The sequence below is a fragment of the Shewanella sp. Choline-02u-19 genome (assembly GCF_002836205.1).
GTDB lineage: Bacteria > Pseudomonadota > Gammaproteobacteria > Enterobacterales > Shewanellaceae > Shewanella.
This window is the reverse complement of the sequence record NZ_PJBE01000013.1, coordinates 2,227,603-2,243,919: the sequence shown is the minus strand read 5'-3', so window position 1 is coordinate 2,243,919 and position 16,317 is coordinate 2,227,603. Positions and strand designations below refer to the sequence as shown.

Sequence of the window (16,317 nt, the reverse complement as noted above, 5' to 3'; positions counted from 1 at the left end):
TGAATTTGTCTTGGGTTATGGGGCTCTATTACTGTGGTTGAGCATTTTCGATAACGACCTGACCGCTGTTATCTGCAGTTTGAGTAACATCTTCCTTTAATTCAAGTAAAATATTCTGGTTATCAATCCACACTAAAGTGTCGTAATAACGACGGATACTATCGACATAGTGAACCGCTTCATTACCGCGAGCATAGCCATAACGGGTTTTTTTGTAATGCTTACGTTTTTGTAGCAGCGGTAAAACCTCTTTAATATCTCGCCAAGCACTAGGATTGAGCCCCATTGATTGGGCTAATTTTCGTGCATCTTCAACATGTCCGAAACCAATATTATAAGAGGCGAGTGCAAACCACATACGCTGACTCTCCGGCACTGAATCGGGTAAGCGCTCTAGCATACTGTTGAGATACTTAGCGCCACCTTGAATACTTTGAAAAGGGTCAAGGCGATTTTTAATGCCCACTTGCTTTGCCGTTGGTAGGGTTAACATCATTAATCCGCGTACACCAGTCGGTGAGCGTGCATTGGGATTCCAATGTGACTCTTGATAAGCGGTAGCTGCAAGTTTGCGCCAATCAATATCTCCAGCGTATTTTTCAAACGTCGCTTGGTATTTAGGCAGTTTATTATCGATGGCACGAATAAAGGCGCGGGTATCGACATAGTCAAAACGTTTTACGTGAGCAAAATACTTTTCGCTTAGCTGGGCGAGGGTGCCACGGCGTTTTTCTATATGCCAAAAGGCTAATAGTTTGCTCATTAGGCGATCACTATTATTGGGCGGCAACAACCAAACAACCGGTTGTTTTTCTTTTAATATAGGCCCTTGGCGTAGCTCAGGCATAAAGCGTCTATTGATGTCTAAGCTGGTAGAGTCGGCAATGGTATAGAGCAGCTCGCCAGCGGCAATCATGGTGAGTAACTCTTCTGCGTCTTTATCTTTTTCCTGATCCCAAACCAGGTTGGGATTAGATTTTTGCAGTTCGATTAAGGTGTCAACAAATGAGGAGTCGCTGATCACCGTGATATCACCTTGCAGCTTATTGATATCTTTCGGTGGTGGAGTGCCTTGTCGATAGACTAAAACTTGGTTAACTCGGTATAAAGGTGGACCGACTCGAAACTGCTCTCGTCTTGACGGTGTGTCAGCCAGTCCTGCCGCAATTAAGTCAACTTCGCCACGCCTTAGTGCACTATAAAGCTCACTGATATTGCCATAAGGTTGCATCTTAAGTTCGAGTTCTAAGTATTTAGCAAAACGCTCCGCCATCTCGTAATCGTAACCGGAGTCACCTTGGCCGGTACTAAAGTAGATCTGAGGGCCAAATATGGTGCCAACCACTAATTCCGTTTTAGGCACAATGACGCTAGGTTTTTCTTGTTCCACAGCGACCTTCTGGCAGGCAGCCAGTAAGATAACGCAGCAGTAAACAAGTAAAAATCTTTTCATCATTATTATGGGTTAGCGCTTAAAATATAAAGAAATAGTCGTCGATTATACCACATTCTTAAGTGTTGCAAAAAAAGTGCAGTTTTTCATCAAGGGTTCAATTTTAGTATGACGCTAAATTAACATTTTGCTCAGCAAATCGACAAAAAATAGCGAGCACTTTCCCCTACACAGGAAACACTGTTTTCTATAACGACTGCTAATGATTTGTGGCAAACATTTCCCTATAATGGCGCCAGATCTGACCCTGCAATTATAATTTATAAGGTAGAAAGACGTGATGGAGATCATCCGCGGAGCCCCTGCACTTTCGGCGTTTAGAGTACAGAAGCTGATGGAAGCTTGTGAATCGGCAGCACTACCCGTGCGCCAAATCTATGCCGAGTTTACCCACTTAGCTGATTTGAAAGAATCACTAGATGAAAATGAAACTCAACAGCTTGAAAAAATCTTAACCTATGGCCCTGCTATTGAAGCACACCAGCCAGAAGGTCGTCTCCATTTTGTTACCCCCCGTCCCGGTACCATTTCTCCTTGGTCTTCTAAAGCAACGGATATTGCCCACAACTGTGGACTCGATAAAGTATTGCGTTTAGAGCGTGGTATTGCTTACTACGTTGTTGCTGACGACATGACTGCTGAACAAGCAAAGTCGTTATCTGCGCTATTACATGACCGCATGGTCGAAGTGATTTTAACGGACTTTAATGCCGCCGATATGTTGTTTGTTCGCACTGAACCTACAAAATTCAAAAGCGTTGATATTCTTGGTGAAGGACGCAGTGCACTTGTATCGGCAAACACCACGTTAGGGCTGGCATTAGCTGAAGACGAAATCGACTACTTAGTTGAAAACTTCAAACTGTTAGCGCGTAATCCGCACGATGTTGAATTGATGATGTTTGCACAGGCAAACTCTGAACACTGTCGTCATAAAATTTTCAATGCTGATTGGAAAATTGATGGCGAGGTTCAGCCTAAATCGTTGTTCAAAATGATTAAGAACACCATGGCTGTCACACCCGATAATGTCCTTTCAGCTTATAAAGATAATGCCGCGGTGATGACGGGTGCTACCGCGGGTCGATTTTTCCCTAAGCAAGATGGTGTTTACGGTTATCACACCGAGCCTATGCATATCTTGATGAAGGTCGAAACCCACAACCATCCAACAGCAATAAGCCCCTATGCGGGCGCTGCGACAGGTTCTGGCGGTGAAATCCGTGATGAAGGCGCTACAGGTCGTGGATCTAAGCCAAAAGCGGGTTTGACCGGCTTTAGTGTTTCAAACCTTAAAATTCCTGGTTTTGTTCAACCCTGGGAAGCCGATTACGGTAAACCCGATCGTATTGTTACCGCGTTAGATATTATGACCGAAGGCCCATTGGGCGGCGCTGCATTTAACAACGAATTTGGTCGTCCTGCGCTGGTCGGTTACTTCCGTACCTACGAGCAGGAAGTTAATAGTCACAATGGCGTAGAAGTCCGCGGCTATCACAAGCCAATTATGCTTGCGGGTGGTTTAGGTAACATTCGCGAAGATCATGTGCAAAAAGGCGAGATCACCGTTGGCGCTAAGCTTGTTGTGCTAGGTGGCCCTGCCATGAACATCGGTCTTGGTGGTGGTGCAGCCTCGTCAATGACATCGGGTCAATCGAGTGAAGACTTAGATTTTGCTTCTGTTCAGCGTGAAAACCCAGAGATGGAACGTCGCTGCCAAGAAGTCATCGATCGCTGTTGGCAGATGGGTGATGAGAACCCAATCCAGTTTATCCATGATGTGGGGGCAGGCGGTTTATCGAATGCCTTTCCTGAACTTGTTAACGATGGCGGACGTGGCGGTAAGTTTGAGCTGCGTAACGTACCCTCAGACGAGCCAGGGATGAGCCCGCTTGAGATCTGGTGTAACGAGTCGCAAGAGCGCTACGTTATGTCAATCGCACCTGAGAATCTGCATATATTTGTCGCCATTTGTGAACGTGAACGTGCACCGTTTGCCGTTGTTGGCGTCGCAACAGCAGAGAAAGAGCTGATCTTAAGTGACGAACATTTCGAAGACTATCCAATTGACCTGCCATTAGAAGTCTTGTTAGGTAAAGCCCCTAAGATGAGCCGCGACGTTGTTAGCGCTAAAGCCATCTCACCTGCGCTTGATCAAAGTAATATTACCGTTAAAGAAGCGGCGCACCGTTTGCTACGTTTACCGACTATTGCTGAAAAAACCTTCCTGATCACCATTGGTGATAGAACGGTAACCGGTCTAGTTAATCGCGATCAAATGGTGGGTCCATGGCAGGTTCCTGTCGCCGATTGCGCAGTGACAGCGTCAAGCTATGATGCCTATGTCGGTGAAGCTATGTCGATAGGTGAGCGTACGCCGCTGGCACTGCTCGACTTTGGCGCATCTGCGCGTATGGCCGTAGCGGAATCCATTTTAAATATCGCCGGTACTGATATTGGCTCGTTCAAGCGGATTAAGTTGTCTGCTAACTGGATGTCACCTGCGGGTCACTCTGGTGAAGATGCAGGCCTTTATGAAGCGGTTAAAGCGATTGGTGAAGAGCTATGTCCTGACTTGTCACTGACCATTCCAGTAGGCAAAGACTCAATGTCGATGAAGACTGCATGGGAAGATAACGGCGTTCAAAAAGCCGTGACCTCGCCAATGTCATTAGTTATTACGGCATTTGGTGTCGTTCAGGATATTCGCAACACCGTCACGCCAGAGCTACGCACAGATAAAGGCGACAGCGAACTGTTATTGCTCGATTTAGGCTTAGGTCAGAATCGTCTTGGCGGCTCTTGTTTAGCGCAAGTTTACAGTGAACTTGGCGATATCGCGCCAGATCTTGATAACTCAGCGACGCTAAAAGGCTTCTTTGAAGTCATTCAGCCGTTAGTTGCCAATAAATCAATTATTGCTTATCACGATAGAAGTGATGGTGGCTTATACACCACACTCGTTGAGATGGCATTTGCCGGTCACACTGGCTTAAATATTGATTTAAGTGCATTAACAGGGACAGACGTTGAGCGTCTATTTAACGAAGAGTTGGGTGCTGTAATCCAAGTTCGTCGTGAACAGTCTGCTGCGATTAGGGCCCAGTTTGTTGCTGCGGGTGTTCCTTGCCATAAAGTTGCCGAGCTAACAGATAGCGACCAAATCGCCATCTTTGATGCTGAACGTGAAATCTTAACTGAGTCACGTACCTCCTTGCGTACCATTTGGGCTGAGACCACTTACCGCATGCAAGCGTTACGTGATAACCCTGAGTGTGCCAAAGAGGAGCATGAGCTTAAACAAGACAATAACGATCTTGGTCTGACGGTTGATTTAAGCTTTGACCCAAGTAAAGACGTTGCTGCGCCGTTTATCTTAAAAGGTGCAGCACCTAAGATGGCTATCTTACGTGAGCAAGGTGTTAACTCGCATATCGAAATGGCGGCTGCATTTGATCGTGCTGGATTCGAATCGACAGATGTTCACATGAGCGACATTCTCAGCGGGCGGATCAGCTTAGAGGAGTTCCAAGGCCTAGTGGCTTGTGGTGGTTTCTCTTACGGTGACGTTCTGGGTGCGGGTGAAGGTTGGGCTAAGTCAATCTTGTTTAACGAGCGCGCTCGTGAGCAGTTTAGTCAATTCTTTGAACGCGATGATAGCTTCTCGCTGGGGGTGTGTAATGGTTGTCAGATGTTGTCGAATCTAAAAGACATCATTCCTGGTACTGAATTATGGCCACACTTTGTGCGTAACCGATCAGAGCGCTTTGAAGCCCGTTTCAGTTTGGTTGAAGTACAGAAGAGTCCATCTTTGTTCTTTGAAGGGATGGTAGGTTCTCGTATGCCGATTGCAGTCTCTCACGGTGAAGGTCGGGCAGAGTTTGCCTCACCTGAGGCATTAGCCGCTGCTGAAGCATCAGGTACCATTGCACTGCGTTATGTTGACGGTAATGGTCAAATAGCGACTCAGTATCCACAAAATCCTAACGGTTCACCTAATGCGATTACGGCATTGAGTTCAACTGATGGCCGTGTAACGATTATGATGCCGCATCCCGAGCGTGTCTTTAGAACGGTTGCCAACTCATGGCACCCAGATTCATGGGGTGAAGATAGTCCCTGGATGAGAATGTTCCGTAACGTTAGAAAATCAATTGGTTAATTAGCATTAGCGTATAAATACGCTAACGTTAACCGCCTCAAAGGCCCCTAAATATTAGGGGCTTTTTTTATGCCTAAATCTAAAATGAAAAAAAGATTAATTAAACAGGCGATTAGGTCAAATTTAGCGATGCATGTAATGCTAATTTAAGATGTTTTACCCTTATTGGGCGATGTCGAATGACTAAGTACAGTTATAGCAGGTTAGCGAGAAAAGCTAATGGAAAGGAGAACTTATAGAAAACGTGAATTTTGAATATTAAAAAGCCACTCTTATTGCTAAGAGTGGCCGCTTTGCGCTAACAAAACTTCAAGATTAATCTTGCAAAGAAAACTTAAATTAACGCTCTCTTGATGTATAAAGCTCAACGAAAACACGCTGATAACGGCTAACTAGACGCTCAAAAAATGTATTCATAATGGTATCTCCACGCTTGATTGATGATATAAGCGGAGAAAAGTCTTTCCGGGCAACTTCACCGGGTTAACTAGACCGTCTCCTTAACTTGGTGCTCATTCTATGCGAAATTATTTTTTTCATCAAACGAGAAAAATTATAGGTTGAGATTAGTAAAACTAATCATCTTTGTGTTGTGCTTTATAATTACCGATCACGTTATTATTTGTAAGTCGTTGTTTATATTGTGTTTGTGTATATTTTCGTATTTAGAGTCATTATTTTAGCGATAGTAATATTGTTGCTATAATTGATGTTATTTATGTTTTATCTATTTATGTGGATAAATGTATTGCTAGCGGAATAAATTACTTGTTTACACCTGCTTATCGCGAGCCCTATCACGGGTTAAATCTTCTGTCAATGATGGGTTGGGTGGAACTGTGTGCTCTAGCCCAAAACCCATTGAAAGCGAATGCATTGATTGATTTGAATCAATTCTGAATGGTATAAATCTCCTGCAGATAAACTTATTTTGTATTGCAAGTGACTGATATTAACTAATTTGTTGGTTTTATGCTCACAGGTTTGAGATGTCGGTCACATTAGCTGTTGATACTGTGATGGTAAGCTATCGCTTGATAGTGTTTTGCGCTTTAAATTACAACATTTATGAATTAAACAAACAGACGCAGTCAAGTGGGCTTTTTATAACGATAGCCTAGTTTACTGCATTAATATTCCTGTATAGGCAGTTACTGTTGTTGATGGGGATTTAACAATAGTAATTGGACGTACTACCTAAGGAGTCACAAATGATTTTAGAAGAGGTTGTTGAGCTGTCGCGCTTTCAGTTTGCGATGACGGTCATGTATCACTTCCTATTTGTTCCCTTGACCTTGGGGTTAGCATTTCTGCTAGCCATTATGGAATCACTTTATGTGATGACCAGTAAGCAAATCTATAAAGATATGACCAAGTTCTGGGGTAAGTTATTCGGTATTAACTTCGCGCTCGGTGTAGCAACCGGTTTAGCAATGGAGTTCCAGTTCGGTACGAACTGGTCATACTACTCACATTATGTAGGCGACATTTTTGGCGCGCCACTCGCGATTGAAGGCTTAATGGCCTTTTTCCTCGAGTCGACCTTGGTCGGCATGTTCTTCTTCGGTTGGGACCGATTTAGCAAACGTCAACATCTTGCCATTACCTGGTTAGTCGCTCTAGGCTCTAACATGTCGGCGCTTTGGATCTTGGTGGCTAACGGTTGGATGCAAAACCCTGTGGGTAGCGAGTTCAACTACGAAACCATGCGTATGGAGATGACTAGCTGGGGAGAAGTGTTATTTAACCCCGTTGCACAGGTGAAGTTTGTTCACACTGTAGCATCAGGCTATGTTGCCGGTGCAATGTTCGTTTTGGCAATTAGTGCCTTTTATATCCTAAAGAAACGTGACCTGCCATTTGCTCGTCGCTCTTTTGCTATCGCAGCAAGCTTTGGTATGGCGTCTATTTTGTCAGTGATCGTACTGGGTGATGAGTCTGGCTATAAAGTCGGTGAAGCACAGCGCGTTAAACTCGCCGCTATTGAAGCTGAATGGCACACAGAGCCTGCTCCAGCAGCATTTACAGTGGTAGGTTTCCCTAATCAGGAAACACAGCATACTGATTATGCGATTAAAATCCCGTACGCAATGGGGATTATTGCCACTCGTTCACTAGACGAGCAAGTGACTGGTATTAAAGATTTAATTGCTGATCACGAAGTGCGTATTCGCAACGGTATGGTGGCATATGGCCTACTTGAGCAACTTCGAACAGGCAATGAAACCGCTGAAATTAGAGATGCATTTGAAGCGTCGAAAGGCGATTTAGGCTATGGCTTCCTGCTGAAACGTTATACCGACAAGGTTATTGACGCGACTGATGAGCAAATTAAAGCGGCTGCCAATGACTCTATTCCAAATGTAGCCCCTATATTCTGGTCTTTCCGTGTCATGGTGGGTGCTGGTGTTCTGATGTTGTTCGTATTTGCTGCAGCATTTTGGCAGAGTACGCGTCATCAGATTGAAGAGAAAAAGTGGGTACTTAGAGCGGCGCTTTATAGCCTACCGCTACCTTGGATCGCCATTGAATGTGGTTGGTTTGTGGCTGAATATGGTCGTCAACCTTGGACAATATCCGAAGTGTTACCGACCTTTATGTCAGCTTCAAACTTGTCGGTCAACGATCTGTTGTTCAGTATCATCTCAATAACCATCTTCTATTCAATCTTGTTAGTGATTGAGCTTTTTCTAATGATTAAGTTTATCCGTCAAGGTCCAAGTTGTTTGAAGACGGGTCGTTATCACTTTGAAAAGCTAGATGCTTAAACTGGAGATCTGATTATGTTTGACTATGAAATGTTAAGATTTATCTGGTGGGCACTTGTCGGCGTGCTGCTCATCGGTTTTGCTGTCACTGATGGCTTTGATATGGGCGTGGGTGCATTACTACCGATTATCGGTAAGGATGACACTGAACGTCGTATCATGATTAACTCTATCGCCCCGCATTGGGATGGTAACCAAGTTTGGTTAATCACTGGTGCAGGCGCATTGTTTGCGGCATGGCCTACTGTCTATGCGGTTTCTTTCTCAGGTTTTTATATTGCAATGATGCTGGTTCTATTTGCATTGTTCCTAAGACCTGTCGGTTTTGATTACCGTTCGAAGATTGAAGATCCAAGATGGCGTAAGTCATGGGATTGGGCATTGTTCGTTGGTGGCTTTGTACCGCCACTGATCATCGGTGTTGCGTTTGGTAACTTGCTTCAAGGTGTTCCGTTTAGTTTTGACGAATACCTACGTGCAACTTATCACGGTGGCTTTTTCGGTCTATTGAATCCGTTCGGCATCCTTGCTGGCTTAGTGTGTGTGAGCATGTTTATGCTACAAGGCTCTACTTGGCTACAGATGAAGACTGAAGGCGAGCTACGTGTACGTGCGACCAAAACATCGCAGGTGTTATCCGTACTGTTATTCGTGTTTTTCGGCGCAGCAGGCGTATGGTTGGTAAACGGTATTGACGGTTACGTTATTACTTCTGTTATCGACACTTACGGTGTATCTGATCCAACGCTTAAGACCGTAGCAGTTGAAGCGGGCGCTTGGATGGTTAACTACGATAAGTACCCTGTCACTATGCTATTCCCTGTATTGGGTCTACTAATGCCAATCTTAGTGTTGCTATCAAGCCGCATGAACCGCTCAGGTTTTGCGTTCTTCTTCAGTTCACTTGGTATCGCAGCGGTTATTTTAACCTGTGGCGCAGCAATGTTCCCATTCGTGATGCCATCATCACTAGAGCCGAATGTGAGCTTGACCATGTGGGATGCAACGGCGAGTGAAGTGTCACTAACAGTAATGACATGGGCTGCAATCATCTTTGTACCGATTGTATTAAGCTACACCACTTGGACTTATTTGAAGATGTTTGGTCGTTTATCACGCGACTTCATCGAAAAAAATAAGACCTCACTCTACTAAATAAGGAGCTTAGACTATGTGGTATTTTGCTTGGATTTTAGGTGTGTTGCTAGCCTGCTCCTTCGGTATTATCAACGCTCTTTGGCTTGAAAACACTGAAAATATGGATCGAGATATTGAGACTGAAGATTAATTTCTGATAAGTTGAATGGTCCTGAAAAGTCTCGCATTAGCGTGAAACTGACCCGTTAAAAATAGGTCAGTTGACAGTTAAAACGATACAATGAAAATGGCCTCATCTTTCGATGAGGCCATTTTTTTATGCTTTCATTTTGATTACTGCATTATTCACTATGTTTAACGCTTTATCTTAATTTCAAAAACAGCCTTTGGATAGATTGAAAAAGCGCGATTTGATACCAATAAGACGAGTAACTGGAGGTGTAAACTTCCGACTGAGTGGAGTCGCATCGTTAATTTAGCCACCGAGTTAGAGGTTGATATTATGGCCTGGTTACTATGTAGGTGTTATCGGTTTGGATGTTATAAGTCTGGGGATTATTGCTATGGCAGTAATAGGGGATGGTTTAAGCATAATGATAATGGCTGATATGGTGGTGAGGATTATGTAAGTGCACTTCTACAGCTGCACAGTAGAGGGTCTAAAAGGTATTATCCAGGGACTGTAGCCTAACTAGATAGCGATTACAGTTCGGCACGATAGATAAATAATGCAGTGTCAGTGACCATTTCAGCTACCGGTGTTTTATTAAATTTTTCAGTCTGCTGATCGACGATCAAATACTTTTGATTGCCGATTTTGTCTAATAATGTAACGCTATGACAGTTTTTAGACGTCCGTAAGTCGCAATTTTTAATCCAAGGTTCAGTGGTGAAGTAACTTACAGAGAGTGATATCTCGTTAGTCATTTCATCTTTTACATGGAGTACTTTTATTTCTGCTATTCCGTCAATGGTTCCATCTGTCATTAGATGGTTAACCGCTCGTTGATACTCTTGTTTATAGGTCTTACTATTGATGCTTAAAAATAAGTAAGACTCAAAACCAAATGCTTCAAGTTGGGTGCCCAGACTGGTGGCAAATGTTTTGCTTACATCAAACATAAAATCATTAGCGGCGGGGCTTCCAATATAAGTGGTATTGAGCCCTTCACCGGCAATAATCAATAATTTTTTGCCTTCAACTGGGTTCGTCTGTGGACTCGCACAACCTGCCATAATCACGATAAAAGATACTATCAATAAGTGACGAAACATACTTTTCTCTTGATGAACTGCGCGCAAATAGTGTTGAACAATATGGCGTAATAATGGATGGGCGTTTGCAGCTCATTATACCTGCTTAAAGTCTTATTAACCTTTAAACAAATAAATGAAGCAACAGTTGTCTGTTGCTTCATTTACCTTACCAATTTTTACATTAGCGCTTTTAGTTATAAATATTAAGCCTTAAAAATACTGATTTTCTGCTTAATATCATTGGCGATAAGAGTGAGGTTTTCTGCGGAATCTACGGTATCACCCGAACGTTGTTCTCCATCTCTAGCTAGTTCGGTAATTTGGTGGAGGTTACGGGTTATCTCCTCCGCGACAGCGCTTTGTTGCTCAGTGGCGCTGGCTATACTGCTCGACGCAACCGCTAGCTCACCAATACTTTCAGTAATTTTAATGAGTAGGTCAGTTGCTTCTTTGCCTTGAATAGCAGAGCGATCGCCCAGTTCATTACTCTGAGTCATTTGAGTCGCAGTCGCTTTGACTTGAGTTTGAAGTTGGGTAATTGTATGCGAGATCTCTGATGTCGACGTTTGCGTGCGCTGGGCTAAGGTACGCACCTCATCTGCAACAACTGCAAACCCGCGGCCTTGATCACCCGCTCTAGCGGCTTCAATGGCGGCATTAAGCGCGAGTAGATTAGTTTGCTCTGCAATACTATTAATTACTTCAGTGACTTGGCTAATCGCGAGGCTTTCTTTACTGACAAGTTCAACACTTTCATGACTGGTCGCCAGTTGTTCGCTGAGGTTTTGTAAACCGATGAGCAGCTGATTTAGGTGCGCGGTACCATCTTGCGCTGCACAATCAACTTGCTGGCTCATGAGCGCGCCTTCGCTAGCATGGTTGGCCACGTCACGCACCGAGGCTGACATCTCTTCAATTGCGGTGGCAATTTGGTCTGTTTGCGCCATTAAGCCTTGAGACTCTTCACCATTAAGCCTTGCCGTTTCTTGAGTTTGCATAGCATGTTCTTGCAGAGAGGTCACTGATTGCTGTAGCGAAATGATCAGTTCTCTAAGGTTGGTTGCCATCCTTGAGGCGCTTTGAGTGATTTTGTCGACTTCATTGTTTGAATTACTGTCGGTGATTGCAAAGCTTTGTGACAGGTCGCCTTTACCTAAATTGTCGAGTTGTACTTCAAGTTGTTGCAGTGGTTTAAGTGCTCTAAGCAAAATCAACGACAGTAGTAAGGTGATGATAATTAGCCCAGCAGTGGAAACAATCAAATTGACGGTGAGCAACTTACCACTCTCTTCATTGAGCTCTTTCATCGGCACTTGGCCGACAAGAGCCCAGTTCCAACCCGGTATGTTGAGTGTATATGCATAGGATTTTGCCCCATCATTGTTGATGAACTCCCATGAACCTTGATCCGTCAAGGCTTGCTCTACAGTGATACCATTAAGCACACTCTTGTTTGCTTCTGCACCAATTTCATGGCCTGGTTGGGCTACAATCGTTTGATCTGATTTACGAATAATGAGAAAGCTGCCGGTTTCTTCAAGGCGAAGATTGTTGGTTGCGCTACGCAGCTGTGCTAACGAGTCGCTGATATTAAAACCGATATAGAGAATACCAATGACAGCCCCGGCTTTATTTTTAATCGGACGGTAAACCGTCATATAGTCTTTACCGAATAGGCGTGCATAGCCCTCATAGGTTTGGCCTTGCAGTAAGATACTGTAACCGGGATGATTTTTTCCAAGATAAGTCCCTAAAGCACGTTTTCCATTGGCTTTTTTTAGCGATGTTGCTATGCGCATAAAATCATCACCGTCTCTCACAAATACGGTTGCGTTGCCGCCCGTTAGCTTGGAGTAGCGATCGACTTTACTTTTAGAGGAGTTGATTTGCTCGCGTTCATGTACCAGCGCAGGTGTGTCTATGCTTAATACTCGCACAGTTCTATCAGGCTTATGGAAGTTGCCAGGGTACATGGCTCTAAAGACATCTGCATTACGTTGGGCGAGTGATAACAAACTGTCGTATTGAAGCTCAATAAGATCGGCGGTGCCGTTCATTTGAGCCTGCATTGCAGTTTCTGCTTTTTCGGTTAATACATTAGAGGCGGAAATATAGGAGGTACTGCCTAACGCACCGAAAATAATAAGCGTAAGAATAAAAGTGACCAATCCAATTTGTTTGGCCACTGGCCATTTTTTATAATTCATGACGGTTTTAGTTATCTGTAGGATGTTGCGGTTAATCTAATAGAAATTAAGGATAAGTTATTTGATGTAGGTCTATAACTTAAGCCGTTTTAACTAAAATGCTAAAAAAATGAGACCTTAATGTGGTTAATCTGTTGGCCGACAATAGGATAAGTGTTTGCTAAAGTTTAAAATTAGGTGAAAGGCGTATCATTTGCCCCGACGAACAGGACAAATGATAGCGTTTTTAACTCTATGATTACACGTTAAGGACCGCTGTTTGGCACCATAGCGACAAAAGCCTTAACTCTTTGCATTGGCCATTAGCGGCAGCGGCGAGTCGGGTTGAGTTGACTTTTTAGGCCGCATAATTAAGTGATACATGGTAGGGACCCACACTAAAGAGAGCAGGGTCGTTAGCAGTGTGCCTCCTGCAATAGCAATGGCAAAGGGGGGCCAGAACCCGCCGCCAGCAATAATCAAAGGTAAGAATCCACCGATAGTGGTAATAGTGGTTGAACCTATGTGGCGTCCGCAGCTGCTGACAAGGTCAACGATGACTTGAATGTTGCCATCGCGGGTCGCAGGCACCTCTTCTAGCTCTGCTAAAATGACGATAGCGGCGTTAATCGCCAGTCCCATTAAGCCGAGTAATCCAATAATAACGGTAAATCCAAACGGATAACCGAAGGTATAAACCGCGAGTAATCCAAGTCCTGCTGATTGCATAGCACTGAATAATATAATGCCGGTTAACCTAAATGAGTTAAATGACAGGACCACTGTGGCAAATAGCAAGGTTACCACTAACACCAAGTTGGACATTAGATTGCCGACAGCTTCATTGCGCTTTGCGCTTTCACCACCAACCTCAATTTTGTAACCGCTGGGGAGAGGAATAGCATCGAGCTTTGTTTTGACGCGGTTGAGCACCTCTTGCGGTAATACTCCACTGGTGATGTAAGCCTCAATGGTATTGACGCGCTGACCATCGCGACGTGGGATAGCCCCGCGGCTCACCTCTATTTTACTGGTCGATATTGCCGATAACGGAATACCATTAGCATTGCTTGATACCAGCATTAATCCCGACAGTTTTGTTTGCTCTTCACGAGTGCTGTCGTACAAGCGCACTCTAATAGGCAGTGACTCTGTTTGTTCTAAGATACTGCCGCCGTTAATGCCAGTGGTTGCCATTTCAACCTGTTTGGCGATATCTGTTAACGACAAGCCACTCATTAAGCTAGCATCTTCATTGACCTGCAGCCATATCTTGGGCGCACCAGCACTTAAGGTGGCACGAGTATGGATAACGTCAGGGGTATCACTAAGTACCTTTCTTACCTGTTCGCCCAGCAGTTTGAGTTGATCTAAGTTAGGGCCAAATATTCTTAGCTCGACGGGCGCATTAAAAGGCGGGCCTTGTTCTAACTTTCTGACAATCACTTGAGCTTGTGGAAAGGCTAAGTCGAGTGATTTTTGTAACTCAGGAATAAGTCGGTTAGCGGTATCAAAGTCACTGACCTTAACCATCGCCTGTGCATAGTTATTCGCGCCTTGCTGCCTTTGTAATAGGTTGTAGTAAAAAGAGGGAGCATTACCACCGACAACCCAATCAATACGGGTTATTCCTTGAGTTTTTCGCAGTTCCTTATCCATTTTTTCAACTTGGATACGGGTATTATCAACGCTCACGTGAGGTGCTAGATAGACCTCTATTTGAAACATATCTCTGTCTGATGGTGGAAAAAACTGTTCGGTCATTTTGCCGGCGGCAATAAAGCCCATCACGGGTAATACGCCAATGACCACGGCTGACAATAAAGGACGAGACAAGGCAAAAGACAAGCTGCGTTTAAAGGCATTGCTCATCATAGGTAGCTTTATACCATGATGATACCAATGGGTGCCTTTACCATCGACACCAAATCGACCCGCAAGTCCGGCTATAATGGTGTGCGAGATAATAAATGAACCGAGCAGGGCAAACATCACTGAGATAGCAATGCCGCCAACAAATTCTCCTGCAGCACCCGGCATCAACACAATAGGCGCAAACGCCAACATGGTGGTAATTGTTGAACCAGCCAAGGGTAGCCACAAATGTTGCAAGGTCTCTGTCACCGCTTGGATCTTGCCTTTACCTTGCTGTCTGCGTTGAGAAATCGCGTCCACAATCACAATGGCGTTATCGACCATGATACCTAACGCGACTACTAACCCCGTGACGGACATTTGGTGAATAGGCAAGCCGATGTATTTCATACACGCTAGTGTAAATAAGGCGGTTAATGGCAGTGATAAGGACACAATCACGGCGTTTCTTATTCCGAGTGTGAGCATTAGCACGGCAAGAATAATGACAAAGCCGAGCAACAGGCTACCGACTAATCCGCTTAATCTGTCTGTGGTGTAATGCTCTTGGTCAAACAGCCATTCGATTTCGATATTGGCAGGGATCCCGGCTTGCATCTCATCAACCACAACACGTACTTTTTCAAGCCAAAGATCAACGCGGGTATTGTTAAGCATGCGAGCTGCAACCATGACTCCTTGCTGCTGCTCAACCAATGCAATACTGGTGGCGGGCATCTTAGGTTGTCGAGTGATCTTGGCCAGATCGCCTAAGCGAATGATCTGTCCATCGCTGGTCACTTTTAACGGGACTTGGCGTATACGTGCAATCGAATCCAGTTCACCAGAGACTTCAACCAGCGCTCTAAAATCATCATTATTAATTTCACCCGCAGAGACTTTTGCGTCAGCATTTTGCAGGATCTGGGCTATTGTCTTTGATGTTAACTGCAGTTGATTGACTTTATGGCCATCAAGTTGCACTAAGATTTCTTCAGTTGGTTGGCCATAAAGTTTGACAAAATTAGTGCCATTTAGCAGTCGTAGTCGACTCTGCAGCTCTTTTGCATAGCGGTTGAGCATGTCGGTACGCACTTCGCCGCCACCGCGCCAAGCAATGCCTAAAATGGCGGTGTTGGCGTAACCCACTTTGTCATCTAAGATGGTATTTTGCGCCGAAGCTGGGAGTAATCCAGAGGCGTCGGCAATCATATCTCTGGCGCGAGACCAAACAGGAGCCGTTTCTAAAACGTTGTCTTTGAGCTCAAGCTGAATAACCGAAATGCCAGGGCGAGACGTTGACTGCACCAGCTTTAGCTCTTCTAAACGTCTTAATTCACTTTCGAGTACTTCAGTCACAAGGGCTTCAACGCGCTCGGCGGATGCCCCTGGGTAGTGGGTGATAACCGATGAAAAACGATTGGTAATATCGGGGTCTTCCATGCGTGGAAGGCTTGAAATAGCCCCTAAACCAGCGACCAGTAATAAGGCAATGACTAAGCTAATTAAGCGGCCATTTTCAACTAATGCTTTAACCAT

The 16,317-nt window shown here is 44.4% G+C and carries 8 protein-coding genes; 4 read left to right on the top strand and 4 right to left on the bottom strand.

Going from position 1 to position 16,317, the window contains the following annotated elements:
• Positions 1-28 precede the first annotated feature (28 nt).
• On the bottom strand, positions 29-1,453 hold the full coding sequence (gene mltF, locus CXF83_RS16475) for a membrane-bound lytic murein transglycosylase MltF (protein ID WP_101093382.1): 1,425 nt from the start codon (positions 1,451-1,453) through the stop codon (positions 29-31).
• A gap of 280 nt (positions 1,454-1,733) precedes the next feature.
• Here mltF and purL point away from each other — a divergent pair, with 280 nt between their 5' ends.
• The 4 genes from purL (at position 1,734) to cydX (ending at position 9,671) form a co-directional block, all read left to right on the top strand.
• Positions 1,734-5,615 (top strand): phosphoribosylformylglycinamidine synthase, encoded by a 3,882-nt coding sequence (gene purL, locus CXF83_RS16470; RefSeq protein ID WP_101093338.1) that lies wholly within the window; start codon positions 1,734-1,736, stop codon positions 5,613-5,615.
• Between the two features lie 1,211 nt (positions 5,616-6,826).
• Positions 6,827-8,383 (top strand): cytochrome ubiquinol oxidase subunit I, encoded by a 1,557-nt coding sequence (locus CXF83_RS16465; RefSeq protein WP_101093336.1) that lies wholly within the window; start codon positions 6,827-6,829, stop codon positions 8,381-8,383.
• 15 nt (positions 8,384-8,398) lie between these two features.
• Positions 8,399-9,538: a cytochrome d ubiquinol oxidase subunit II gene (gene cydB, locus CXF83_RS16460; protein ID WP_101093334.1), complete on the top strand. Its 1,140-nt coding sequence runs from the start codon at positions 8,399-8,401 to the stop codon at positions 9,536-9,538.
• Between the two features lie 16 nt (positions 9,539-9,554).
• Positions 9,555-9,671 (top strand): cytochrome bd-I oxidase subunit CydX, encoded by a 117-nt coding sequence (gene cydX, locus CXF83_RS16455; RefSeq protein ID WP_101093332.1) that lies wholly within the window; start codon positions 9,555-9,557, stop codon positions 9,669-9,671.
• Positions 9,672-10,183: 512 nt separating this feature from the next.
• Here cydX and CXF83_RS16450 read toward each other — a convergent pair.
• From CXF83_RS16450 to CXF83_RS16440, 3 genes are all read right to left on the bottom strand, one after another.
• On the bottom strand, positions 10,184-10,756 hold the full coding sequence (locus CXF83_RS16450) for a hypothetical protein (protein WP_101093330.1): 573 nt from the start codon (positions 10,754-10,756) through the stop codon (positions 10,184-10,186).
• A gap of 185 nt (positions 10,757-10,941) precedes the next feature.
• Positions 10,942-12,945 carry a methyl-accepting chemotaxis protein gene (locus tag CXF83_RS16445; protein ID WP_101093328.1) on the bottom strand — a complete coding sequence of 668 codons (2,004 nt, stop codon included), beginning with the start codon at positions 12,943-12,945 and terminating at the stop codon, positions 10,942-10,944.
• A 282-nt stretch (positions 12,946-13,227) separates the two neighbouring features.
• Positions 13,228-16,317, bottom strand: coding sequence for an efflux RND transporter permease subunit (locus CXF83_RS16440; protein WP_101093326.1), 3,090 nt, complete (start codon positions 16,315-16,317; stop codon positions 13,228-13,230).